Below are 23,438 nucleotides of genomic sequence, written 5' to 3' on the forward strand. Positions count from 1 at the left end.
ACGCAGCGGATCGCCCGAGACCGCGTTCAGACCACGGCAGGGAGTTTTGCAGAGGGTCCCTTCCGCTTTGCGATAGCAGCTTTTTTATTTAGAAGTTTCCCATGCAAGCCCTTTGGATGGTGGCCGCGGCGTTCATGTTTGCACTCATGGGCGTGTGCATCAAGTTCGCCTCTGTGTATTTCAACGCGGCCGAGATCGTGTTCTACCGGGGGCTCATCAGCATGGCGCTGATCTGGTGGCTCACCCGGCGCCAGAATATCTCCCTGACCACCCGCTACCCCCGGATGCATGCCTGGCGCAGCTGCATCGGCGTCACGTCGATGGGCATGTGGTTCTATGCGATCGGCAAGCTGCCGCTGGCCACCGCGATGACCCTGAACTATATGAGCAGCCTCTGGGTAGCGGCCTTTGTTGTGGGCAGCGCCCTGCTCACCTGGCGCCCCAAGGGCGAGGGCGACCAGCCCGCGCTGAATATTCCACTGGTGCTGACGGTGATCAGTGGCTTTTGCGGCGTCATCCTGATGCTGCGCCCCAATATCGAGGCCGACCAGATGTTCGCTGGCCTGGTGGGGCTGATGTCCGGGCTGATCTCGGCCTTTGCCTACATGCAGGTGGTGGCCTTGTCGCGCATGGGCGAGCCCGAGCAGCGCGTGGTGTTCTACTTTGCCGTGGGTTCGGCCATCGCTGGCGGCCTGGCCACCTTGTTTGTCGGTACCTCCAGCTTCCCCGGCTGGCCCGCGCTGTGGCTGATCCCCGTCGGCATTCTGGCCGCCGGTGCGCAACTGGCGATGACGCGCGCCTACGGATCGGCCACGACGCGCCGCGCCACCCTGGTCGTCGCCAACCTGCAGTATTCAGGCATCGTGTTTGCGGGCCTGTTCAGCATCGTCGTCTTTGGCGACCAGATTCCGGCCATCGGCTGGATGGGCATGGCCTTGATCGTCGGCAGCGGCATCGTCGCGACGGTACTGCGCAAGCGCTGATCCAGGCAGACGGCCTGTGGCATGGTGATGCCACCCGGGTTGGCTGCAGCGGGCGCGGCACTGCCACATAATGTTTGCAAGATTCTTCCTGGAGCTCTGCCATGGCCACCACCCCCCTTACCGCTGCCTACACCACCCTGATCACGGTCACCCAGTTGCAGGCGCTGCAGCAGTCCAGCCCGCAGCAGGTGATGGTGTTTGACTGCAGCTTTGACCTGACCAAGCCAACCGCTGGCGCCGAGCAGTTTGCCCAGGCCCATATCGCGGGCGCCGTCTACGCCAATCTCGACAAGGACCTGAGCGCCCCGCATGGCGCCCTGAGCCACGGCCAAAGCATTGCGGCCACCGACCTGGGCCCGCCAGCCTCCGGCGGCCGCCATCCGCTACCCAGCCGGGAGCGTTTTGCGGTGTGGCTGTCGCAGGTCGGCTTTCGCAACGACATGCAGGCGGTCGTCTACGACCGCAATGGCGTGAACTATGCTGGCCGCCTGTGGTGGATGCTCAAATGGGCCGGCCACGATGCCGTGGCCGTGCTCGACGGCGGCCTGCAGGCCTGGCAGGCGGCGGGTGGTGCGGTGGAGGCGGGCGAGCCTGCCAGCCATTTTCAAAGCAATTTTGAACTGCGCCCGGCGCTGCGCACGCTCAAGACTGCCAGCGAGGTGCAGCAGGCGCTGGGCGCACAGCAGACCGTGATCGATGCGCGTGCGCCGGCGCGTTACCGCGGGGAAGTCGAACCGCTGGACCCGGTGGCCGGCCACATTCCTGGCGCGCTCAACCGCCCGTTCACAACGAATATCGGACCTGACGGCCGCTTCAAACCTGCTGCCGAACTGCGCGCCGAGTTCGAGGCACTGCTGGCCGGGCACGATCCGCAGACGGTGGTGCACCAATGCGGCAGCGGCGTGAGCGCCCTGCCCAATTTGATCGCGATGGAGATTGCCGGCTACGCACCGACGGCGCTGTTCGCCGGCAGCTGGAGCGAATGGTGCAGCGACCCATCGCGCCCCGTCGAGCGAGGCTGATGAATCGCTGCTGATTCCCAGGCCTGACCACCCTCCAGCCGGCGGTCAGGCGCGGTCGGTGCAGCCGCCTTACTGGCTGCCCCAGACGTAGTAGGCCACGCCCTCGAACCTGAACTGAGGATAGGTCCGCTCCACAAAATCACGCTCTGCGCTATTGGTGGTGTAGAAGTGCGCACCGGTGAGGGTATTGTTGAAACGGTACATGGGCACCGAGCCCTCTCCCGCTGCCTGGCGCGCATACCAGGCCTCTCCTTCTGCATTGAACTGCGGATAGTTCGCGATCACAAACGCCCGCTCGTCGGCGTTGATGGTATAGAAGTGCGAGCCCGAGAGGGTGTTGTAGAAGCGGTAGACCGCCTGTGGCGCTGCAGCCGTCTGCGTGGACGCATAGAAGCCGATATTTTCATACTGGAAGCTCGGGGCACCTTGGATCAAGGCGTCACGCTCCTGCGCGTTGGCAGTGAAGAAGTGCGTGCCATTTTGCGTGTTGTAGAAGCGGTAAACCGGAATGCGGCCCGATGCGGGAGGGGTGGTCGCGCCACCACCGGCATCCACCAGCCACTTGCGCAAGGCGGGCATCACGCTGTTCAGACTGGGGTAGAAGCTGTAGGCACCGGCACCATTGGCGCGGCAGCTCGCCTCCGATGCGCCGGTCAACACACCGGTCACGGCGCCGTTGTTGAACAGCGGCGAGCCGCTGCTGCCCTGCTGGGTCAGGCCCATGGACCAGGGCACATAGTAGTAGTTGCCGGAATTGGGCGCAGAGGTGCAGAACACACTCTTGCCATCGAGGTGGCAGTCATAGCGCGAGGACATGACCCCCATGCTGATTTTCTGCAAGCCGCCATCGGGGTGGTGCACACCGACCACAGGCGTGTTGTTCGGCACGATGCTGCTGTCCCAGCCCAGGAACACGGCGCCAGCCGGCGGCGTGTCATGGAGTTTGAGCAAGGTGACATCCGGGCTGGCGCTGCTGTAGAGCAGCTGGGCCCCATTGCGCAGGTTCACGCTGCTCGGGGAGAGGCTGTTGCTGGAGCAGCGGGTGGAGGTATAGAACCAGTCAGTCTCCAGCGCCGATGCCAGCGTCTGGGTCGACATGCAGTGCGCCGCCGTCAGGAAATACGGCGTCCTCGAGCCCTGGGCGTCATTGAGCAGGCTGCCGGTGCACAGCCCATAGTAGTAGCTGCCATCGGCCATGCGTTCGGTCACATAGGCCATGCGGGCCACGCCTTTGCGCTCCAGCTGCAGCTGGGGATAGCAGTTGACATCCAGATGGCAATCCACCGGATTGCCCAGCGGCAGGGACTTGGCGTCCTCCTGCGCAGCATCCACCTCATCCGTGCCTAGCGGCAGCGACAGGTTCTCGTAGATGTGCATGACCTGGGGCAGCGACACCTTGAGCTGCGCTGGCGAGGTGCCTGGAGGCAACTCGATCTCCAGGGTGACCTGCTCGCCGGAGCTGCTGGGTGTCCACCAGGTGCGGCCCGCTTCGCTGTGGTCACCCGCATCCAGGTTGGCCTGCAGGATTTGCATGACGCGCTGGCCCGCGATCTCGAAAACCGCCGAAGGCTGGTGGTCGGTATAGAGGCGCAGCATCGTGCTGCCAGGCAACTGCTCCACCACCAGGCCCAGGCGCATGCCCTGGGCACCGCCGGAGCGCACGCTCAAGGCCGCCACGGCGCCGCCGTTGGCCGATGTGCGCCATTGCAGCAGCTGCGCCGTCTGCGTGGCCGACTGGGCTTGCGGCACGGTGCGCGAGGCACCCATGATCCGCACAGGTAACTCAGGGGTGGATTTCAGGCCTGCCCACTCACCCAGGTCAATCGCGACGGGCTGGATGGCCAGACCGGCCTCCATGCTCTTGGTACGCACGAACTCCTGCGGCACACCCGCTGGCTGCTCCAGCGCCGGCACCTTGAAGACCTGATCGGTCTGGCCCGGCGAACCCGCCGCAGCAGCCAATCCCGCCATCGCGCCGCAGCTGACCAGACTGGCCACGCTTATTTTTGCCATCCACCCCATGCCGGTACCCCTTCAGTGCTATCGATACAAAACCAAGCATTCTAAGATTTATTTTAGAAATCGCTAATGAAGTTTGCGAGTCAATAGCTGCGGCCAGCGTATCCATGGACACCAAGCATCAATGCCCTGCCGACTTCGAGAACAGGTTGATCACCAGCACCCCGGCAATGATCAAGCCCATGCCCGCCATCGCTCCGGCATCGAGCTTTTGCCCATGCAAGGCCCAGGCGATCAGCGAGATCGCCACAATCCCCACGCCCGACCAGATCGCATAGGCAATGCCGGTGGGCACCGTCTTCAAGGTCTGCGCCAGCAGGTAGAACGACAGCACATAGCCAATGCCGCAGATCAGGCTGGGCACCAGGCGGGTAAAGCCCTCGGAGGACTTCATCGCGGTGGTGGCCATCACTTCCAGCGCAATGGCCCCACCCAGGTAGACATAGGCATTCATCACGATTCCTTTTTCGTTTCTCTTTCTGGTGGGCAGCTGCGCTGCAAAGGCAGACAAGCCAGCCGCCCCGTCAAAATAACAAAGGCCCCGGCGTGGCGCCAGGGCCTCGTCAAGCTGGGGCAGAAGACGCTTGCCAATGGCAAGGTGCCCCGCCCGGATCACCTCAACCGGTATTGCGCAGCGCAGCCGCGATTCCATTGATGGAGATATGGATACCGGTCTTCACCCGCTCATTGTCCTCGCCATTGCGCCAGCGGCGGATCAGCTCGACCTGCAGGTGGTGCAGAGGATCGATGTAGGGAAAGCGGTGGCGGATCGAGCGCTCGAGCGCCGGGTTGTTGGCCAGGCGGTTGGCCTCCCCGGTGATCAGCGCCAGCGCTTCGGCGGTGCTCTTCCATTCGGCCTCGATGGCCTGGAACACGCGCTTGCGCAAACGCGTATCTGCCACCAGTTCGCTGTAGCGCAGCGCTAGCGCCATATCGCTCTTGGCCAGCACCATGTCCATGTTGGACAGCAGGGTGCGGAAGAAGGGCCACTGCCGGTACATCTTCTGCAGCAAGGCCCATTGCAGCTTGGCGGTCTTGCCCTCCTGGCTGACAAAGGCCTGCACGGCCGAGCCAAAGCCATACCAGCCCGGCAAGGTCAGGCGGCACTGGCCCCAGCTGAAGCCCCAGGGAATGGCGCGCAAATCCTCGATGCGCTGGCTGGCCTTGCGCGATGCAGGGCGCGAGCCGATATTGAGCTCGGCAATCTCGCGGATCGGCGTGGAGCTGAAGAAATAGCTCTCGAAGCCCTTGGTGCCGTACACCAGATCGCGGTAGGCAGCCATGCTGGCGGCCGACAGATCAGCGGCCGCATCCAGAAATGCCTGGCTGGCAGGCTTGGTGGGCTGCAGCAACGTGGCCTCCAACGTGGCGGCCACGAGCGTCTCCAGATTGCGCCGGCCGATCTCGGGGTTGGCGTACTTGGAGGCAATCACCTCGCCCTGCTCGGTCAGGCGGATCTGGCCGCGCACGGTGCCTGGCGGCTGGGCCAAGATCGCCTGGTAGCTGGGGCCGCCGCCACGCCCGACGGTACCGCCCCGGCCATGGAACAGGCGCAGCTGCACCGGGTTGGGCTGGCTCAGCTCGTCAAACAGCGCCACCAGCGCCAGCTCGGCCTGGTACAGCTCCCAGTTGCTGGTGAAGATGCCGCCGTCCTTGTTGCTGTCGCTGTAGCCCAGCATGATGTCCTGCTCGGCACCACTGCGCTGGATCAGCGCGGCGATATGGGGCAGCGCATAGTACTCGCGCATGATGGTAGCCGCATGGCGCAGGTCGTCGATGGTCTCGAACAGCGGACTCACGATCAAGGTCGCGCGCGACTGGCCATCGTTGATGCGGCCACTCAGCAAGCCCACCTCCTTTTGCAGCAGCAGCACCTCAAGCAGGTCGCTGACCGACTCGGTGTGGCTGATGATGTAGTGCCGGATGGCGTCCTGGCCATAGAGCTGCACCGACAGGCGTGCACGCTCGAAGATCGCCATTTCGCTGAGGCAGCGCTCGCTGTAGCTGGCACCCACCACGCGCAGCGGGCGGGCATCGCTGAGCAACTGCAGCAGCAGCTCGCGCTTGGCTGTCTCGTTCAGCTGGCTGTAATCGGCCTGCAGCCCGGCCGTAGCCAGCAGCTCGCTGATCACGGCCTCGTGCTGGTCCGAGCTTTGGCGCAGATCGACCGTCGCCAGGTGGAAGCCGAACACCTGCACCGCACGGATCAGCGGTGACAGCCGCTGCTCGGCCAGTGCGCGGCCATGGTTGTCGCGCAGCGAGTCTTCGATGACGCGCAGATCGGCCAGGAACTCCTCGCTCGCCAGATAGGGGTTTTGCGGCGCCACCGCATGGCGTGCGGCCTCTCCGCCGCTGAGGTTCTTCAAGGTCGCGGCCAGGCGCGCATAGACGCCGATCAGCGCGCGGCGGTAGGGCTCGTCCTCGCGGTGCTGGCTGGTATCGGGGGAGCGTGACGCCAGCGCCTGCAACGCGGCGGTGGTGCCAGCCAGGCGCTGGGACATCGACAGCTCACCGCCCAGGTAGTGCACCTCGGTCAGGTAGTGGCGCAGCACCAGGTCGGACTGGCGGCGCAGCGCCTCCTGCAGGCTCTTGGCGGTGACATTGGGGTTGCCATCGCGGTCGCCACCAATCCACTGGCCCATGCGCAAGAAAGTGGCCAGGTCGCGCTCGCCCAGCTCGCGCTCCAGCGCGGCGTAGAGCTTGGGGATCTCAGTGAGGAACGTGGCCTGGTAGTAGCTCAGCGCGTTGTCGATCTCGTCCTCGACCGTCAGCTTGGAGTAGCGCAGCAGCCGCGTCTGCCACAGCTGGGTGACCTGCGCGCTCAGTTGCAGCTCGTTGTCGGCCAGCTGGCGCGGCGTCAACGTATCCTTGCTGCTGTTGAAGAGCTGGGCGCGCTGGGCAATATCGTCGCGCTCCACCAGCAACGCGGCAATCGCACGCTCGGCATCCAGAATGCTCTTGCGCTGCACCTCGGTCGGGTGGGCGGTGAGTACGGGCGAGATCAGGCTGTGCGCCAGTGTCTGTGATACCGCCTTGACGGGAATGCCCGCCCAGCGCAGGCGCGCCAGCGCCACCTCGATGCTGCCTTCTTGCGTGTTACCGGCGCGCTCATGGATCTCGCGCCGGCGGATGTGGTGGCGGTCTTCGGCCAGGTTGGCCAAGTGCGAAAAATAGGTGAACGCGCGGATCACGCTGACCGTCTGGTCGCCTGACAGGCCTTTGAGCAGCGATTTGAGCGATTTCTCCGCATCCTGGTCGTCATTGCGGCGGTAGGCCACCGACAGCTGGCGCACCTGCTCGATCAGATCGAAGGCGGCCTGGCCCTCCTGCTCACGGATGACATCACCCAGAATCCGGCCCAAAAGCCGGATGTCGTCCATCAAGGGCTGGTCCTTGTCGGCGCGGCGGGTGACGGCCTGGGTGGCGGCAGTGCTGCCCGCCTTGGTTTTGCGCGCCGGGGGCTTGGCGACTGCAGGGGTGTCTTTTTTGCTGGCAGTGGTCATGGGCGAAGAAGCAAAGGGCTGAAAGATCCACGCCGCCCCAAAGTCGCACTGCGCCAAAGAGCGGCGCTGCACATGCTAGCATCAGCCGCCTGTTGTGAACCGCTTGTTGACCACGTATCGTGCCCGCCGCCTGTAAAGCGCAGACCGGCCAGGCGTGGCGCCCCATCCCATGAGCTCCTTGTCCCTGACCATCGCCACCCGCGAAAGCCAGCTTGCCCTGTGGCAGGCTGAACATGTGCAACATATCCTGCAACGCCTGGGCCACCAGGTCGGCCTGCTGGGGATGACCACCCTGGGCGACCAGATTCTGGACCGCACCCTGTCCAAGGTCGGCGGCAAGGGCCTGTTCGTCAAGGAGCTGGAGACGGCGCTGGAGACCGGCCGCGCCGATCTGGCCGTGCACTCGCTCAAGGATGTGCCGATGGAGCTGCCCCCGGGTTTTGCGCTGGCCGCCGTGCTCAAACGCGAAGACCCGCGTGATGCCTGGGTCTCCAACCACTACGCCAGCCTGCAGGATCTGCCCCAGGGTGCGGTCGTCGGCACCTCCAGCCTGCGCCGCCAGGTGCTGCTGCGCGCGCTGCGGCCTGACCTCGATGTCCAGCCGCTGCGCGGCAACGTCAACACCCGCTTGCGCAAGCTCGACGAAGGCCAGTACGACGGTATCGTGTTGGCGGCGGCCGGCCTCAAGCGCCTGGCGCTGGATGGACGCATCCGCCATGCTTTTGGCACCGACACCATGCTGCCGGCCGCCGGCCAGGGCGCGCTGGGCATTGAGGTGCGCAGCGACCGGCACGATCTGCTGGACCTGTTTGCCGGTCTGGCCGACCAGGCCACCTGGCAGACGGTGACGGCCGAGCGCGCCGTCAGCCGCTGCATGGGCGGCAGCTGCTCCATGCCGTTGGCGGCACACGGCGAATGGCAAGGCGAACAGCTGTGGCTGCGCGCCGCCTGGGGGGATGAAATCAACCCGAATGCGCCGCTGGTGTCTGCCCAGGCCAGCGCCGCCGTGACCGACCTGGCCAGCGCCGATGCACTGGGCCAGCATGTGGCGTCCCTGCTGCAGCAAGCAGGTGCGCAGGTGCGCCGCTGAGCGCCGGTCCCGATTGCCATGGGTCAGCCGCAGCGCCGCATCATCATCACCCGCCCGCAGCCTGAAGCGGACGATTGGGTGGCCCAGCTGCGCCAGCGCGGATGGGCGGCCGAGGCGCTGCCGCTGATCGACATTGCTGCGGCCGACAGTCCGGCCCACCAGGCAGCCCGCATGGATGCGCGTCAGCACTGGGCACGCTATGGCGCGCTGATGCTGGTCAGCACCAATGCAGCCCGTTTTTTTCTGGATCCGGCGCTGGTGCAGGCGCTGGCCGGGCAGCCGCGCAGCGCCTCCGCTACCCGGCTGTGGTGCCCCGGGCCCGGTACGGCACGCGCAGCCCAGGCACTGGGCATTCCCGGCGCGCTGATCGACCAGCCAGCGACCGATGCGCCGCAGTTCGACTCTGAATCGCTATGGGCCGAGGTGGGGCCCCAAGCCACCGCGATGGCGGCATCGGGCCGGCGCGTGCTGGTGGTGCGGGGTGCCAGTGCGGGCACTGCCATCGACCAACTGGTCACCGGCTCGGGCCGCGAATGGCTGGCCCGCCAATTGCAGGAGGCAGGTATCGGCGTGGATTTTGTTGGCGTGTACCAGCGCCAGGCGCCCGCGTGGACAGCGGCACAGCTGGCACTGGCCACCCAGGCGTTGGCCGATGGCAGCATCTGGCTGTTCAGCAGTTCCGAGGCAGTGATGCATTTACGCAACAGATTCGGCGCTGCCGCTCTGGCACCTGCCCAGGCGCTCGCCACCCATGCACGCATCGCCCAAGCCACCCGCGCGGCAGGATTTGTCCACATTCAGCAGTGCAGGCCTTCGCTGGAAGACGTGGTGGCGTCGTTAGAATCTGCGCTATGACGCTGCCCGAGCACGCACTGAACCCCACGCCTTCCCCAACGACCCCCGCCCCCAGCCCGGTCAGCCCTGCTGGCACCCGCCTGCCGCAAGCCTGGGTCTGGACGTCCGTGGCCCTGGGCGTTGCTGCAGCGATAGCGATCATCAGTGCGGCCATGCTCTGGCAACGGCTCAACAATATCCAGCAGCAGCTGGCACTGCAAAGCGCCGACTCCCGCGCCCAGGCGGTGGAAGCCCGCACCCTGGCCCGCCAGGCTGATGACGTCTCACGCGATACCGCCTCACGCATGTCGGTGATGGAAGCGCGTGTCGGCGAAGTGGCGCTGCAGCGCGGCCAGCTGGAAGAGCTGGTGCAAAGCCTCTCGCGCAACCGCGATGACACGATGGTCGGCGACATCGAAAGTGCCGTGCGCTTTGCGATGCAGCAAAGCCAGTTGAGCGGCAGCCCCGACCCGCTCGTCAGCGCGCTGAAGATCGCCCAGCAACGCGTGAGCGTCTCCGCACAACCAAGGCTGGCCCCGCTGCAGCGCGCCATTGCCCGTGACCTGGACCGCATCGCCACCAGCAAATCGCTCGACACCGCCGGTCTGCTGGCCCGCATGGATGATGTGCTGCGCCAGATCGATGATTTGCCGCTGCAAAACGATGTGCTGGATAAGAACGCGCGCCGTTCCGCACCTGCCCGGGGCCGGACGGGCCAGCCAGCGCCCGCCGCAGCCGCGCCGGCCTCTGCCAGCGCCAATGCGACCGCGGACGATCCCGCCGCGCCTAGCTGGTGGCTTTCTGCGCTGTCCACCGCATGGGGCGTGGTGCATGAGGAAGCCCGCAGCCTGGTGCGCGTGCGCCGCATCGACTACCCCGATGCGGTGCTGCTCTCGCCTACCCAGGCATTCTTTGTCCGCGAAAACCTCAAACTTCGCATCATGAATGCCCGCATGGCCTTGCTGGGCCGCCAGATGAATGCGTCGCGCAATGACCTGGCCGCTGCCGCCGATGCAGTGCACAAGTATTTCGATGTCTCGTCGCGACGTGGCCAGCAGGCGGCCCAGCAGATCAACCAGCTCCAGCAGGCGATGCAGGATGTGGAAGTGCCCCGCGCCAATGACACCCTGGCGGCGCTGGCCACCGCTGCCGCAGGACGTTAAGCGATGAGAGCCGCAATTTGGTTGATCGGTTTGTTTGCCGTTGCAGTGGCGGCGGCGCTGTTTGCCGGCAGCAACCAGGGCAGCGTCACCCTGCACTGGCCGCCCTACCGCATAGACTTCTCGCTGAACCTGGTCGTTGTGCTGCTGCTGCTGGCCTTTGTACTGGTCTATGGCGCGCTGCGCGGCGTCAGCGCGATGTTCGAGCTGCCGCGCCAGGCCAAGCGCTGGCGCATCCAGCAAAAGGAGCGGGCGATGCATGGCGCCGCGCTCGATGCCGTCACCCAGTTGCAGGCGGGCCGCTTTGTGCGGGCCCGCAAGGCCGCGCTGTCGGCGCTGGCCCAGGAGCAAGCCTTGCAGGACAGCGGCGCCGCGATCCCCCATGGCCTGCAGCTGCGTGTGCTGGGCCATGTGCTGGCTGCCGAAAGCTCACACGCGTTGCAAGACCAGGCCCAGCGCGACCAGCACTGGGAGATGGCGATGCAGGAAGCCACCGCCCCCCGCGCCAGCCACCTGCCTGAGCTGGCCGAAGGCACCCAGCTGCGCGCCGCCCAGTGGGCGCTGGATGACCACAACGCCCACAGCGCGATCGAACAACTGGCGCGCCTGCCGCAGGGTGCAGCGCGCCGCACCCTGGCGTTGCGCCTCAAGCTCAAGGCGGCACGCCAGCTGCGCCAAGCCTTGACCGCGCTGGACACCGCCCGGCTGCTGGCCAAGCACCGCGCATTTTCTGCGGCTGCAGCGCAAAGCATCATCAAGGGCCTGGCTACCGAGCTGATCAACGACGCCCATGACCCCGAGCAGCTGATGCAGGCCTGGCGCAGCCTGGACACCGCCGAGCGCAATCTGCCTGAAGTTGGCATCCATGCGGCGCGGCGCCTGCAGCAACTGGGTGGCGACCCGCAGCAGATGCGCGAATGGCTGCTGCCCGCCTGGGAGCGTTACACCAACAGCAACAACGGCCTGCCCAGCCTGCAGGCCGAGCGTCTGGTGCGGGTGCTCGAAGACAGCATGGGTGCGCTCGATGCCAGTTGGCTGGCCCGCATCGAAGCGGCCCAGCAGCGCCGCCCGCACGATGCGTATCTGCAGTACCTGGCCGGATGCGCCTGCCTGCAGCGCCAGCTCTGGGGCAAGGCGCAGCAATGGCTGCAGCAGGCAGCGCCTTCGCTGCAGGAGGAGTCGCTGCGCCGCCGCGCCTGGCAGCATCTGGCCCGGCAGGCCGAATACCGCGGCGATGCGGCGGCCGCCGCCCAGGCCTGGAAGCAGGCGGCACTGGCGGGCGAGCAAAGCTGAGGCACTGACCCTGCCGGGGCCGGTTTGCGCCGGCCGATGTACAAGGCGATACAAACTACCCGGTCTTAACTGTTGTAAGGACCGCGTTGAGAACTGCCTGTTTTAGCCTGCTCAGCATATGCTTATGAGGATTGGTTCTGGAACCATCCAGGGCAAGGTCGATCAATTCAATTAATTTGAACTTCGCCATCAATCGGGCTGAACTTCTGCCGGTTGATCCGCTCCTACACTCGCTTCAAACAATTCCGCTGCATCCTTCGCTGCAGCGTTTTTTATGGCTACCACGACCAATAACACCCGCTATACCGGCACCGCGATTGCACTGCACTGGATTTTGGCCCTGGCCCTGATTGGCATCTTCGCCTTTGGCCTGTACATGACCAGCCTGCCCTTCTCCCCCACGCGCCTCAAATACTTCAATTGGCACAAATGGGCCGGCATGACGATCCTGATCCTGTCGGCTGTGCGCATTCTGTGGCGCTTTACCCACCGCCCACCGGCACTGCCCGAAGCGACCGCCCGCGCGATGCCCGCCTGGCAACATGTCGCCCACCACGGCGTTCATCACCTGATGTATGCGCTGTTCTTTGCCGTACCGCTGGTCGGCTGGATCTACAGTTCTGCAGCCGGCTTTCCGATCGTGCTGTTTGGGGTGATGCCGCTGCCGGACCTGGTGAGCAAGAGCCCGGAACTCGCCGAGGCACTCAAGCCCTGGCATGCTTACCTGGCCTACACATTGGCGGCGCTGGTGGTCATGCATGTGGCTGCGCTGCTCAAGCACCAGCTGATTGACCGAGACGGCCTGCTCTCCCGCATGCTGCCCGGCCGCGCTTCTTGATTCGTACCGTTTTTTTACTGGAGTCTGATCCGATGTCCAAGCTCTCCCCAACCGCCCTGTTCGCTGCCGCGCTGACTGCGGCTGCCTTTGCCGCCCCGGTGATGGCCCAGCAAGCGCTGGTGCCTGCGCAAAGCGCCGTGAATTTCGAAGCCAAGCAAATGGGTGTGCCGATCAAAGGCCACTTCCAGAAGTTTGATGCCAAGATCGCGTTCGACACCGCCAAGCCCGAAGCCAGCAAGATCCATTTCTCGGTCGATACCGGCAGCGCCACGATGGGCGTCAAGGAAACCGATGCCGAGCTGCCCAAGGCAGAATGGTTCAATGTCGCGAAATTCCCGCAAGCGACCTTTGACTCCACTGCCGTCAAGGCACTGGGCGGCGGCAAGTACCAGGTCGATGGCAACCTGACGATCAAGGGCAACGTCCAGAAGGTCAGCCTGCCCGTGACGCTGACCCAGTCGGGCACGACCACGACGGCCGCCGGCACCTTGCCGCTGAAGCGCCTGACCTATGCCATCGGTGATGGCGACTGGAAGGACACCTCGATGGTGGCCGATGAAGTGCAGGTGCAGTTCAAGCTTGCGCTGACCGGTGTTGGCAAGCTCTAAGCTTTTTTGTGTTTCCCTGTTCCTTTACCCCTTTAGGAGAAATCTGATGCGCACATCCCTGTTGGCCCTGGCCGCTGCTTCCCTGTTTGCCGGTGCTGTGCACGCGGCTCCAGCCACCTACGCGATCGACCCTACGCACACTTTTGCGACCTTCGAAATCGACCACAACGGCGCCACCACCAACCGTGCACGCTTCGACAAAAAAGAAGGCACCCTGACCCTGGACCGCGAAGGCAAGACCGGCTCCGTCGATATCAGCATCGACATCGCCTCGGTCAACTCCGGCACGCCCGGCTTTGACAAGCACCTGCAAAGCAAGGACATCTTCAACGTGGCCGAGCATCCCAAGGCGCGTTTCCAGTCCACCAAGTTCGTGTTTGACGGCGACAAGCTGGCATCGGTGGAAGGCAACCTGACCCTGCTGGGCAAGACCCAGCCCATCACCTTCAAGGCGAGCAAGTTCAACTGCTACCCCAACAAGATGCTGCAAGACCGCGAAGTCTGCGGTGGCGATTTCGACACCACGTTTGACCGCACCGCCTTCGGTCTGGACTACGGTGTGAACTGGGGCGCTGCGAAGAATGTGCGCCTGGTGGTACAGATCGAAGCGGTGAAGCAGTAAGCACGACGCGCGCGCACCCCTGTGCGCCACCGCATAGACTGCCAGCAGCCGATGGACGGCGGCTGGCAGTTTTTTTATGGGCGCGCCAGAGGCGCGGGCGGCGGAGATCGGTGCGACAAGCCCTCGCAGGCCAGTCATCGCTGCAGCCGGGCTAAAATCAGCTTATTCATTCCAAGCTATTCAACGGCATCCCGATCTGTGGTGCCGTTTTCCATTGATCACACCATGAGCGACACCAACAGCCAACCGATTTCCCAACCAGGTCTCGATAGCCTGTCCAAGTCTTTTGAGCCTTCGGCCATCGAGGCCCAGTGGGGCCCGGAATGGGAAAAGCGCGGCTACGGCAACGCCGGCTATCGCGGCACCGGTGCGCCCAATGCAGAATCGGTGGCCGCACACCGGAACTTCTCGATCCAGCTGCCGCCCCCCAATGTGACCGGCACCTTGCACATGGGCCACGCGTTCAACCAGACGATCATGGATTCGCTGACCCGCTACCACCGCATGAAGGGCTACAACACGGCCTGGATTCCGGGCACCGACCACGCCGGTATCGCCACGCAGATCGTGGTGGAGCGCCAGCTGCAGGCCGCCGGCCAAAGCCGCTATGACCTGGGCCGCGAGAACTTTGTCGCCAAGGTCTGGGAGTGGAAGGAACAGTCGGGCAACACCATCACCACGCAGATGCGCCGCATGGGCGATACCGTGGACTGGAGCCGCGAGTACTTCACGATGGACGACAAGCTCTCCAAGGTGGTGACCGATACCTTCGTCAAGCTCTACCAGCAAGGCCTGATCTACCGAGGCAAACGCCTGGTGAACTGGGACCCGGTGCTGCAATCTGCGGTGTCCGACCTCGAAGTGGAAAACCAGGAAAAAGACGGTTCGCTGTGGCACATCGCCTACCCGCTGACCAGCGGTGAAGGCCAGCTGGTGGTGGCCACCACCCGCCCCGAGACCATGCTGGGCGACGTGGCCGTGATGGTGCACCCCGAAGACACGCGCTACCAGCACCTGATCGGCCAGACGGTGACCCTGCCGCTGGTGGGCCGCCAGATCCCGATCATTGCCGACGACTATGTGGACCGCGAGTTCGGCACCGGCGTGGTCAAGGTCACACCTGCGCATGACCAGAATGACTACCAGGTAGGCCAGCGCCACAAGCTGCCGATGATCGTGGTGCTGACCCTGGAGGCGAAGATCAACGACGAGGCGCCAGAAAAATACCGTGGCATGGACCGCTTTGTTGCGCGCAAGGCCATCGTAGCCGACCTCGAAGCCCAAGGCCTGCTGGTCGAGACCAAGAAGCACAAGCTGATGGTGCCCATCTGCGACCGTACCGGCCAGGTGATTGAACCTATGCTGACCGACCAGTGGTTCATCGCGATGAGCAAGGTCAGCGACCAGGATCCCACAGGCAAGAGCATTGCACAAAAGGCCATCGATGCCGTGGCGTCAGGCCAGGTGCAGTTTGTGCCCGAGAACTGGGTCAACACCTACAACCAGTGGATGAACAACATCCAGGACTGGTGCATCTCGCGCCAGCTGTGGTGGGGACACCAGATTCCCGCCTGGTACGACGAGGAAGGCAACATCTATGTCGCCAAGAGCGAAGCCGAAGCCCAGGCCCAGGCGCCGGGCAAGACGCTGCGCCGCGATGCGGACGTGCTCGACACCTGGTACTCCTCGGCCATGGTGCCGTTCAGCACGATGGGCTGGCCCGACCAGACGGACGCCGCCGATGACAACTACAACCTGTACCTGCCCTCGTCGGTGCTCGTGACCGGCTACGACATCATCTTCTTCTGGGTCGCCCGGATGATCATGATGACCACGCACTTCACCGGCCGCGTGCCGTTCACACATGTCTACATGCATGGCCTGGTGCGCGATGCGCAGGGCAAGAAGATGTCCAAGTCCGAAGGCAATGTGCTGGACCCTGTCGATCTGATTGACGGTATTGCACTGGAGCCACTGCTGGACAAGCGCACCGTGGGCCTGCGCAAGCCGGAGACCGCGCCGCAGGTGCGCAAGAACACGCAAAAGGAATTCCCCGAAGGCATTCCTGCCTATGGCGCCGATGCGCTGCGCTTTACCTTTGCCGCGCTGGCATCGCTGGGCCGCTCGATCAACTTTGACAGCAAGCGCTGCGAAGGCTACCGCAATTTCTGCAACAAGCTGTGGAACGCCTCGCGCTTTGTGCTGATGAACTGCGAAGGCCATGACTGCGGCCTGCTCGAGCACAGCAAGGACCAGTGCGCCGCTGGCGACTACCTGCAGTTCAGCCAGCCGGACCGCTGGATCGTCTCGCAGCTGCAAAAGGCCGAGGCCGACGTGGCCAAGGGCTTTGCCGAGTTCCGCCTGGACAACGTGGCCAACACGATCTATGACTTCGTCTGGAACGAGTTCTGCGACTGGTACCTGGAAATCGCCAAGGTACAGATCCAGACTGGCAACGAAGCCCAGCAACGCGGCACCCGCCGCACCCTGATCCGCACCCTGGAAACCATTCTGCGCCTGGCCCACCCGATCATCCCGTTCGTGACCGAGGCACTGTGGCAAAAGGTCGCCCCGGTGGCCGGCCGCGAAGGCGCATCGATTGCGATTGCCGCCTATCCGCAAGCCCAGCCCGAAAAGATCGACAACGAGGCCATCGCCTATGTCGAACGCATCAAGCAGATGGTGGACGCCTGCCGTGCGCTGCGCGGTGAAATGGCTGTCTCGCCTGCCCAGCGTCTGCCTTTGCTGACGGTGGCCGGCACTGCCGATGGCGCTGCCTTCCTGCGCGCCAACGCCGACGTGCTCAAGAACCTGGCCAAGCTGAGCGAAGTCAAGGTGTTTGACGACGAGGCCACCTGGGCGGCAGAAGCCCAGCATGCACCGGTATCGGTGGTGGGCGATGCACGCCTGGCACTGTTTGTCGAAGTGGATGTGGAAGCCGAGAAGCTGCGCCTGGGCAAGGAGATCAAGCGCCTGGAAGGCGAGATCACCAAGGCCAACGCCAAGCTGTCCAACGAGGCTTTCTGCGCCAAGGCACCGGCTGCCGTACTGGACCAGGAGAAAAAGCGGGTGGCAGACTTTGGCGCTTCGCTGGGCAAACTGCAAGAGCAGCTCCAGCGCCTGGGCTGAAACGGCCGGGGCCGTGCAAAAATCAGCACATAATGCCCCTTGGCCCTGCACACAAAGGCGCAGCTTGCTGCGCCTTTGTCACATCCAAGTCCTGGAACCCAAGTATTTATGACTACACCGACCCGTGTCCGCAAAGCAGTTTTCCCAGTCGCTGGCCTGGGCACCCGTTTTTTGCCAGCCACCAAGGCATCTCCCAAGGAGATGCTGCCCGTGGTGGACAAGCCACTGATCCAGTACGCGGTGGAAGAGGCCTACGAGGCCGGTATACGGGACATGATCTTTGTCACCGGGCGTAGCAAGCGCGCGATCGAAGACCACTTCGACACCGCCTACGAGCTGGAAAACGAGTTGGAAAACGCCGGCAAGCAGGCCATGCTGGACCTGGTGCGCAGCGTCAGCCCCGATGACATGAACTGCCTGTTTGTGCGCCAGCCGCGTTCCCTGGGCCTGGGCCATGCGGTGCTGTGCGCCGAGCCGCTGGTAGGCAACGAGCCTTTTGCCGTGCTGCTGGCCGATGACCTGATGACCGGCGCGCCAGGCGGCCCGGGTGTGATGGCCCAGATGACGGCGGCGTTCTCCAAACAAGGCCGCTCGCTGCTGGCCGTGCAAGAGGTGCCGCTGGAACACACCAAGCGATACGGCATCGTCAAGGGCGAGCCTGCCGGCGGCCCGCTGATGCGCATTGACGAGATCGTCGAAAAGCCCGCTCCGGAAAAAGCCCCGTCGCGCATGGGCGTGGCCGGGCGCTATGTGCTGACCCCCGGCATCTTCGACGAGATCCGCAACCAGCCCAAGGGAGTGGGTGGCGAGATCCAGTTGACCGACGCCATCGAGCGCCTGATGCACAGCGAGACGGTGTACGCCTACCGCTACAGCGGCAAACGCTATGACTGCGGCAGCAAGGAAGGCTTCCTGCAGGCGACCGTGGAGCTGGCGCTGCAGCACCCTGATGTGGGCGATGATTTCCGAGCCTTTCTGAAAGAGCTGCAGATCTGAGTCTGCGCGGAACCTCACGCACTAAAAAAGGCCTGCTGATGCAGGCCTTTGTTTGGCAATAGGCGAGCGCCAGGCTAGCGGCGGCGCAGAATATGGATGAACTCCTCACCCACGGTCTGCTGCTCCACCAGCTCATTGCCGGTCTGCTTGGCAAAGGCCTGGAAATCCCGGATCGAGCCGGTATCGGTCGCCACCACCTTGAGCAGTTGCCCGCTCTGCATCGTGGCCAAGGCTTTCTTGGCCTTCAAAATCGGCAGCGGGCAGTTCAGCCCGCGCGTGTCCACTTCCTGGTCAATATCCATCGTGCTCATTCGTTGTTGATCGCCAGACTCAGTCCAGGCGGGGTGCCACCACAAAGCGGGCATCCTCTTCCCAGTAGTTCACCGGCCATTTGGCGGGATCGGGATCGGGGTTGGGGTTGTTGGGGCGGAAAGCGCCAAAACGCACCGGCTCGCCCTTGCTCTTGACCCACTCAGCCATTGCATAGCCGGTGCCAGACGGCCAGCACAGCACGTCCTGCGCGGTCTTCCACTGGTACTCCACGAGTTCGGGCGACAGGCGCACGTCCTCTGGCCGACCTGCCACGCGCACATGGTAGGCAATCAGCACCTGGTTCATGCGCAAAAACTCCCAGCAGCCAATCAGGCGCAGGGCCTTGGTCCGCAAACCGGTTTCCTCGAGCACCTCCCGCGCAATGCCGGCCTCGGGCGATTCACCCGCCTCCATAAAGCCGGTGATCAGGCCAAACATGCCCGGCTGCCACATGGCGTTGCGCGCCAGCAGCACCTGGCCCTGGTCATTCTCGACGACGGCAGCCAGTACCGGCGTGGGGTTGCCCCAGTGGGTCCAGCCGCAGGCGGGGCAGCGCAGCCGGCTGACCTCTCCGCTGTCCTCGGTCATCACTTTCCATTGCAGCGCCGTGGCGCAGTTCACGCAAAATTTCGTTTCGTATTGCATAAGGCTTTCGTGCCGGCACTCGCCGACCGGCGTGCGCGTTAGGCGGGAAATACGCCAGTGGACAGATAACGGTCCCCCCGGTCGCAGACGACGAACACAATGGTAGCGTTGCGTTCACGGCGCGCAATTTCCTGAGCGACATGGCAGGCGCCTGCGGCGGAAATGCCGGCAAAGATGCCTTCTTCGCAGGCGAGGCTGCGGGCCATGTCCTCGGCATCGTTTTGGGTCACGTACACCATCTCATCGACCGCGCTGGGGTCATAGATCTTGGGGAGGTACTCTTCAGGCCACTTGCGGATACCCGGGATGCGTGAGCCCTCGGTCGGCTGGGCACCGATGATGCGCACCGACGGGTTCTTTTCCTTCAGGTAGCGGGACACACCGGTGATCGTGCCAGTCGTGCCCATCGCACTGACGAAATGGGTGATCTGGCCACCCGTCTGCTCCCAGATCTCGGGGCCGGTGGTCTCATAATGGGCGCGCGGGTTGTCCGGGTTGGCGAACTGGTCCAGCACAATGCCCTTGCCTTCGGCCACCATCTTGTCGGCCAGATCGCGCGCATATTCCATGCCACCACTCTTGGGCGTCAGGATCAACTGCGCGCCATAGGCCTTCATCGTCTGTGCACGCTCGATGGACAGGTCCTCGGGCATGATCAGCACCATGCGGTAGCCCTTGATGGCGGCAGCCATCGCCAATGCAATACCGGTGTTGCCCGAGGTGGCCTCGATCAAGGTATCACCAGGCTTGATCTCGCCACGCTCCTGGGCGCGCTGGATCATCGACACCGCCGGCCGGTCCTTGACCGAACCGGCCGGGTTGTTGCCCTCGAGCTTGCCCAGCACCACATTGCCATTGGCCTCGTTGTAGTCAGCACCAATGCGCTGCAGGGCCACCAGGGGGGTCTTGCCGATCGCATCTTCAATCGTTGGGTATTTCTTGGAGCTCATTATTTGTGCCATAATTGCGAGCTGCGATACAGACACAGCCCGGGTGGTGAAATTGGTAGACGCAGGGGACTCAAAATCCCCCGCCGCAAGGCGTGCCGGTTCGATTCCGGCCCCGGGCACCACACTCAAAGCCGTTAAGTTTAAACAACTTAGCGGCTTTTTCTTTGTCTGGTGTGGAGTGCTGCATGGCTAGGCGTTCGCGGTTGAAACAGGTTGCGCTTGTATAAAAACTATAGCAGCCGACATTCTAACCAGAGGGCAAGCCCCTTGTTACGTTGGTGTTGGGGGGGGCGGGCAGCCGCAGCCTTGACACGGCACCAACGGAACCCACTCTTCCCCCTCCGAATCAGTGGGGTCATTGATCTTTGCGCCCCTTCAACGCAAAAAAGAGCCTCCCCGGCAGCCGAATGGCGCCAGAGAGGCTCTTTGCCTGAGGGATCAAGGGGCAGCGCAGGCTTTGTCGGTATCGTCGCCTCCCAGCCGGCGCTCCGTATTGACCTGGCTGCACAGTGCAGCTACTTCTGCATCACGTCGCCTAAGATGGCCTCCGAGTTCTGCGACCACGCCGAGGCCTTGTGCAAGCTGTCGGTCGAGGGCTGCCGCTTTATCTGCAAGATCGCTGCGGGCAGCGGCGTCGGCCTGGGCTTGCGCACGATAAGTGGCGGCTCGGCTGTCGGTGTCGCGGTGCAGGCGCTCAGCGCGGGCAAGCTCAGCGCGCACATCCACATCAATGCCAGTCTTGAAGGCTGCCAGCTGGTCGGCGTTGTAAATCGTATCTTGGGCATATTTGCGCTCCAGTTGGGCGGTATGGGCTTCGTCTTTGCGTGCAGCCTCGGCCCGCGCCGCCAGCGCTCGCATATGGTCTGCACGCAGCTCGGCAACGCGGGCGCTTGTCTGCCAGCCTTTGGCGATCCAGCCCGCCGAAAAGGCCAGCGCGGCCATGATGGCCGCCAGCACCAGCTTGATCTGCAAGGTCATAAGCCCTCCTCGCAAATCTCGCCGTTGGCATTGCCGCGGCTTTGCAAGCCAGGCAGCACTACCGACACGCCATGGACCGTGCCGCGGTTCCAGCGCAGGTTTTCTCGGCAGGCACCGGCCACATCACCGGCATTGGCCTTGCGCAGCAAGGTTGATCCCGCCAACGCGGCCTCGCCCTTGTTGTGGATGAAGTCGATAAACACCGCTTGCTGCAGCACCGTGTACCGGTCCCAAAAACGAAAAAGCCGCTTTGCAGCGGCTTCTGATGCCAGGTAGCGGTTTTTTTCCAGTCCATAGCAGTCCACCGGTGAGTAATAGCGCCCGGCCACCACATCGGGCCCGGTGAGGCCATTGCAGACCGTCAGCGGCGCCCCCTTGCCCAGCCGGTCCACATAGGGCTTGCCGATATGGCGGTAACTGCTTTCGTAAAAGCTGCCCATGACCAGAGCAATCTTGATGGCATCCGAGGTGCCCGTGTCGGCCGCCACGGCCTGGATATAGGGGTTTTGCGCAGCCATCGTGTGGGCGGCTACTTGGTCGCGCTCAGCCACCATATAGCCGCCACCACCGGCCAGCAGCACAGCCAAGGCCATCAAGCCGGTGCGCAGCGCATGGGGCACCCGGCTCATGGCTCCATCCTTGGTGTGTCACTCAGGTGCTGGAAGTCGTCGAGGGTCATGGTCACCAAGGGCTTGCGCGGCGCCAGCCACCCCCAGCGCTCGAAAGCCGGGCGCCAGAGCTTTTTCCAAAACCACTCGCAGATCAACAGCGAGGTGTAGAGCGCCGCCACGATTGAGGCGATCGCGCCCCAGGGTATTGCATTGACCCAGTGCCAGGTCTGGGAACTGGTGTTGACAGTGGCGGCCTGAACCAGCTTGTCCGCCATGTCCGTTTGTGCTGCGGTGGCCAACGTGACCGCACTGGTCGCCTTGGCCATCGGCATGCTGATGTCTGTGCTTTGCATCAGGCCTCCTAGAAATAAAAAGACCCGCCGAAGCGGGTCATGGGTTGCGCAGCCAGGTCAGACGCGCTTTGCCGCGCGGTCAATGGCTGCGATCAAGCGGGCCGTCAGTCGGTCCGTCGCGTTCTGGCTGCGATGGATATGGTCGTCCTGCAGGTCCCCTTCGCCTTGGTACTCCTCGTCCCAATCAGCATGGATGACACCCTGCGATTCCGCGACATCGCGCATCACTTGCTGAAAGGCCAGAAGATTGGCATCTTGCCACGGGTCGTAGTAGCCACTGGGGATGGGCACAAGGCCGGTGAACACCGGAACGGCACCCGCACTGCGAATGACCGCCAGCGCATCCAGCAGTTGCTGCCGGTAGGCCTCCGGCGACAGATAGCCGTAGGAGTCGTTCAGGCCCAGACCAAGCACTATCACCTGAGCCTGGTGCAGGGCATCTTTGAATGCGGGCTGCGGACCTGCGGGATACATGTCGGGTGGCGCACCAGGAAATGGCTCCTGGTAGCCCTGCATGAAGTCCGCCATCCGCAGACCACAGGCATTGCGGTCCGTCAGCGTCCATCGAGGGCGCTGCGCGCGCATCTGCATTGCTGGCGTGCTGTCGCAGCCCCAGCCAAACAAAATACTGTCCCCGTTCAGTTCTACCGACAAGGGACAGCAACGAACGCAAAATTTGCGCAGTATTTTGCGGAGAAGTTCTTGGATTGTCATATTCTTTTCGTATTGGGCTTTTAGGAGGTCAGATGGCGTGAGAGATGGGTACGGCAGCCCAGCCAAGCGATGCGGCAAACCGGTGCGCCTTGGCATGAGGTCGGGTTCAGCACCCAATGCCATCAACGCCTTGGACAGTCGTCATCGAGCTAATTGACGATTACAGGTATGTTCACTTCACATCAACCTCAAAAAAGAACGCTTCTGGCGGGCCGTATCGGCTGTAACACCAGCCACTACAGTTCCCGTGCGGCGCGGAAAGCATGCTCCACCTTGGCAGGCGTATCCCAACCAATGCAAGCACCAAAGGCAAGTACATACCGGTTGTCGCTATCCCAGGTTGCAGAGCGAAAGTACAAGGTAGCCTCGTATCTGGTGTCTTCGTCTGCCAACGACTCCATCTGAATTTCGATATCCGCCTCAGTCACCCCCAACATGCGATAGATATAGATCAAACCTTGGGTGCGCGAAATCGTTATCCGATTTGAATCTAATGCGGTCTGCTCAGCAGCCAGGCGCTCGGCCTGAAGATGTGCAAGCTCCTTTTCATTCAGCGGCACGACGTGCCACTGCTGCAGATAGCCGCGCTCACTCCACAAAGGCTGCTGCTCCACTGCCTTGTGAGTCGCTGCGTCAAAAAAAGGCTGGGGTTGATCCGCCACCTGCGCATATTGCTCAAGAGGGGAAAATGGATCGGGGAAAACTGTTAAAGGGTGACGCTGCATGATTGCAGCTGGGGTCAGGCCCCATTCATTGGTAGTTGTGTCGATATACATGT

Annotated in this window: 22 protein-coding genes and 1 tRNA gene; 12 read left to right on the forward strand and 11 right to left on the reverse strand. The window is 63.5% G+C overall.

Going from position 1 to position 23,438, the window contains the following annotated elements; all coding sequences use genetic code 11:
• Positions 1-101: 101 nt before the first annotated feature.
• Together ACHWUQ_RS13620 and ACHWUQ_RS13625 are read left to right on the forward strand one after the other, a co-directional pair.
• Complete coding sequence (locus ACHWUQ_RS13620) at positions 102-983, forward strand: DMT family transporter (RefSeq protein ID WP_239811361.1); 882 nt, start codon at positions 102-104, stop codon at positions 981-983.
• Between the two features lie 101 nt (positions 984-1,084).
• On the forward strand, positions 1,085-2,005 hold the full coding sequence (locus tag ACHWUQ_RS13625) for a sulfurtransferase (protein WP_312525473.1): 921 nt from the start codon (positions 1,085-1,087) through the stop codon (positions 2,003-2,005).
• Between the two features lie 69 nt (positions 2,006-2,074).
• Here ACHWUQ_RS13625 and ACHWUQ_RS13630 read toward each other — a convergent pair whose 3' ends face one another.
• The 3 genes from ACHWUQ_RS13630 to ppc all read right to left on the reverse strand — a co-directional run bounded on the left by ACHWUQ_RS13630 (position 2,075) and on the right by ppc (position 7,527).
• On the reverse strand, positions 2,075-4,018 hold the full coding sequence (locus ACHWUQ_RS13630) for a trypsin-like peptidase domain-containing protein (protein ID WP_394681466.1): 1,944 nt from the start codon (positions 4,016-4,018) through the stop codon (positions 2,075-2,077).
• 127 nt (positions 4,019-4,145) lie between these two features.
• On the reverse strand, positions 4,146-4,478 hold the full coding sequence (locus tag ACHWUQ_RS13635) for an SMR family transporter (RefSeq protein ID WP_133858066.1): 333 nt from the start codon (positions 4,476-4,478) through the stop codon (positions 4,146-4,148).
• 163 nt (positions 4,479-4,641) lie between these two features.
• Positions 4,642-7,527 carry a phosphoenolpyruvate carboxylase gene (gene ppc / locus ACHWUQ_RS13640; protein ID WP_394681467.1) on the reverse strand — a complete coding sequence of 962 codons (2,886 nt, stop codon included), beginning with the start codon at positions 7,525-7,527 and terminating at the stop codon, positions 4,642-4,644.
• A 169-nt stretch (positions 7,528-7,696) separates the two neighbouring features.
• On the opposite strand from ppc, the gene hemC reads away from it, so the two are divergent.
• From hemC to galU, 9 genes are all read left to right on the forward strand, one after another.
• A complete protein-coding gene (hemC, locus tag ACHWUQ_RS13645) occupies positions 7,697-8,617 on the forward strand; it encodes a hydroxymethylbilane synthase (RefSeq protein WP_394681468.1) in 921 nt (306 codons plus the stop codon).
• A gap of 18 nt (positions 8,618-8,635) precedes the next feature.
• Entirely contained in the window at positions 8,636-9,472 is an 837-nt protein-coding gene (locus tag ACHWUQ_RS13650) for a uroporphyrinogen-III synthase (RefSeq protein WP_394681469.1), read from the forward strand.
• Positions 9,469-10,614 (forward strand): uroporphyrinogen-III C-methyltransferase, encoded by a 1,146-nt coding sequence (locus tag ACHWUQ_RS13655; protein ID WP_394681470.1) that lies wholly within the window; start codon positions 9,469-9,471, stop codon positions 10,612-10,614. The genes ACHWUQ_RS13650 and ACHWUQ_RS13655 overlap by 4 nt, the downstream gene beginning before the upstream one ends.
• Positions 10,615-10,617: 3 nt before the next feature.
• Positions 10,618-11,904, forward strand: a complete 1,287-nt coding sequence (locus ACHWUQ_RS13660; protein WP_373448616.1) for a heme biosynthesis HemY N-terminal domain-containing protein — start codon at positions 10,618-10,620, stop codon at positions 11,902-11,904.
• A gap of 274 nt (positions 11,905-12,178) precedes the next feature.
• Positions 12,179-12,742: a cytochrome b gene (locus tag ACHWUQ_RS13665; RefSeq protein WP_312986945.1), complete on the forward strand. Its 564-nt coding sequence runs from the start codon at positions 12,179-12,181 to the stop codon at positions 12,740-12,742.
• Positions 12,743-12,774: 32 nt separating this feature from the next.
• Positions 12,775-13,350: a YceI family protein gene (locus ACHWUQ_RS13670; RefSeq protein WP_239811353.1), complete on the forward strand. Its 576-nt coding sequence runs from the start codon at positions 12,775-12,777 to the stop codon at positions 13,348-13,350.
• Between the two features lie 46 nt (positions 13,351-13,396).
• Positions 13,397-13,972, forward strand: a complete 576-nt coding sequence (locus tag ACHWUQ_RS13675; RefSeq protein ID WP_239811352.1) for a YceI family protein — start codon at positions 13,397-13,399, stop codon at positions 13,970-13,972.
• 225 nt (positions 13,973-14,197) lie between these two features.
• On the forward strand, positions 14,198-17,101 hold the full coding sequence (locus ACHWUQ_RS13680) for a valine--tRNA ligase (protein ID WP_394681471.1): 2,904 nt from the start codon (positions 14,198-14,200) through the stop codon (positions 17,099-17,101).
• Positions 17,102-17,209: 108 nt separating this feature from the next.
• The gene (galU, locus tag ACHWUQ_RS13685) at positions 17,210-18,097 is read left to right on the forward strand and encodes a UTP--glucose-1-phosphate uridylyltransferase GalU (protein ID WP_230771474.1); all 888 of its coding nucleotides are present in this window, start codon (positions 17,210-17,212) and stop codon (positions 18,095-18,097) included.
• Between the two features lie 74 nt (positions 18,098-18,171).
• Here galU and ACHWUQ_RS13690 read toward each other — a convergent pair whose 3' ends face one another.
• From ACHWUQ_RS13690 to cysM, 3 genes are read right to left on the reverse strand one after another with little or no spacing between them, the layout of a single operon-like run.
• The gene (locus ACHWUQ_RS13690; protein ID WP_027010629.1) at positions 18,172-18,399 is read right to left on the reverse strand and encodes a sulfurtransferase TusA family protein; all 228 of its coding nucleotides are present in this window, start codon (positions 18,397-18,399) and stop codon (positions 18,172-18,174) included.
• Between the two features lie 28 nt (positions 18,400-18,427).
• Positions 18,428-19,054: an NUDIX domain-containing protein gene (locus ACHWUQ_RS13695; protein WP_394681472.1), complete on the reverse strand. Its 627-nt coding sequence runs from the start codon at positions 19,052-19,054 to the stop codon at positions 18,428-18,430.
• A gap of 38 nt (positions 19,055-19,092) precedes the next feature.
• A complete protein-coding gene (gene cysM, locus ACHWUQ_RS13700; protein ID WP_394681473.1) occupies positions 19,093-20,004 on the reverse strand; it encodes a cysteine synthase CysM in 912 nt (303 codons plus the stop codon).
• A gap of 37 nt (positions 20,005-20,041) precedes the next feature.
• Here cysM and ACHWUQ_RS13705 point away from each other — a divergent pair.
• Positions 20,042-20,126: transfer RNA gene (locus ACHWUQ_RS13705), tRNA-Leu, on the forward strand.
• 316 nt (positions 20,127-20,442) lie between these two features.
• On the opposite strand, the gene ACHWUQ_RS13710 is transcribed toward ACHWUQ_RS13705, so the two are convergent.
• The 5 genes from ACHWUQ_RS13710 to ACHWUQ_RS13730 form a co-directional block, all read right to left on the reverse strand.
• Positions 20,443-20,982: a hypothetical protein gene (locus ACHWUQ_RS13710; protein WP_394681474.1), complete on the reverse strand. Its 540-nt coding sequence runs from the start codon at positions 20,980-20,982 to the stop codon at positions 20,443-20,445.
• The gene (locus tag ACHWUQ_RS13715; protein WP_394681475.1) at positions 20,979-21,611 is read right to left on the reverse strand and encodes a glycoside hydrolase family protein; all 633 of its coding nucleotides are present in this window, start codon (positions 21,609-21,611) and stop codon (positions 20,979-20,981) included. The genes ACHWUQ_RS13710 and ACHWUQ_RS13715 overlap by 4 nt, the downstream gene beginning before the upstream one ends.
• Positions 21,608-21,946, reverse strand: a complete 339-nt coding sequence (locus ACHWUQ_RS13720; RefSeq protein ID WP_394681476.1) for a hypothetical protein — start codon at positions 21,944-21,946, stop codon at positions 21,608-21,610. Before ACHWUQ_RS13720 ends, ACHWUQ_RS13715 begins: the two co-directional genes overlap by 4 nt.
• A 57-nt stretch (positions 21,947-22,003) precedes the next feature.
• Complete coding sequence (locus ACHWUQ_RS13725; RefSeq protein WP_394681477.1) at positions 22,004-22,660, reverse strand: GDSL-type esterase/lipase family protein; 657 nt, start codon at positions 22,658-22,660, stop codon at positions 22,004-22,006.
• Between the two features lie 236 nt (positions 22,661-22,896).
• Positions 22,897-23,436, reverse strand: coding sequence for a hypothetical protein (locus tag ACHWUQ_RS13730; RefSeq protein ID WP_394681478.1), 540 nt, complete (start codon positions 23,434-23,436; stop codon positions 22,897-22,899).
• Between the last annotated feature and the right edge of the window lie 2 nt (positions 23,437-23,438).

The organism is uncultured Comamonas sp., from assembly GCF_964277875.1.
Taxonomy (GTDB): domain Bacteria; phylum Pseudomonadota; class Gammaproteobacteria; order Burkholderiales; family Burkholderiaceae_C; genus Comamonas; species Comamonas sediminis.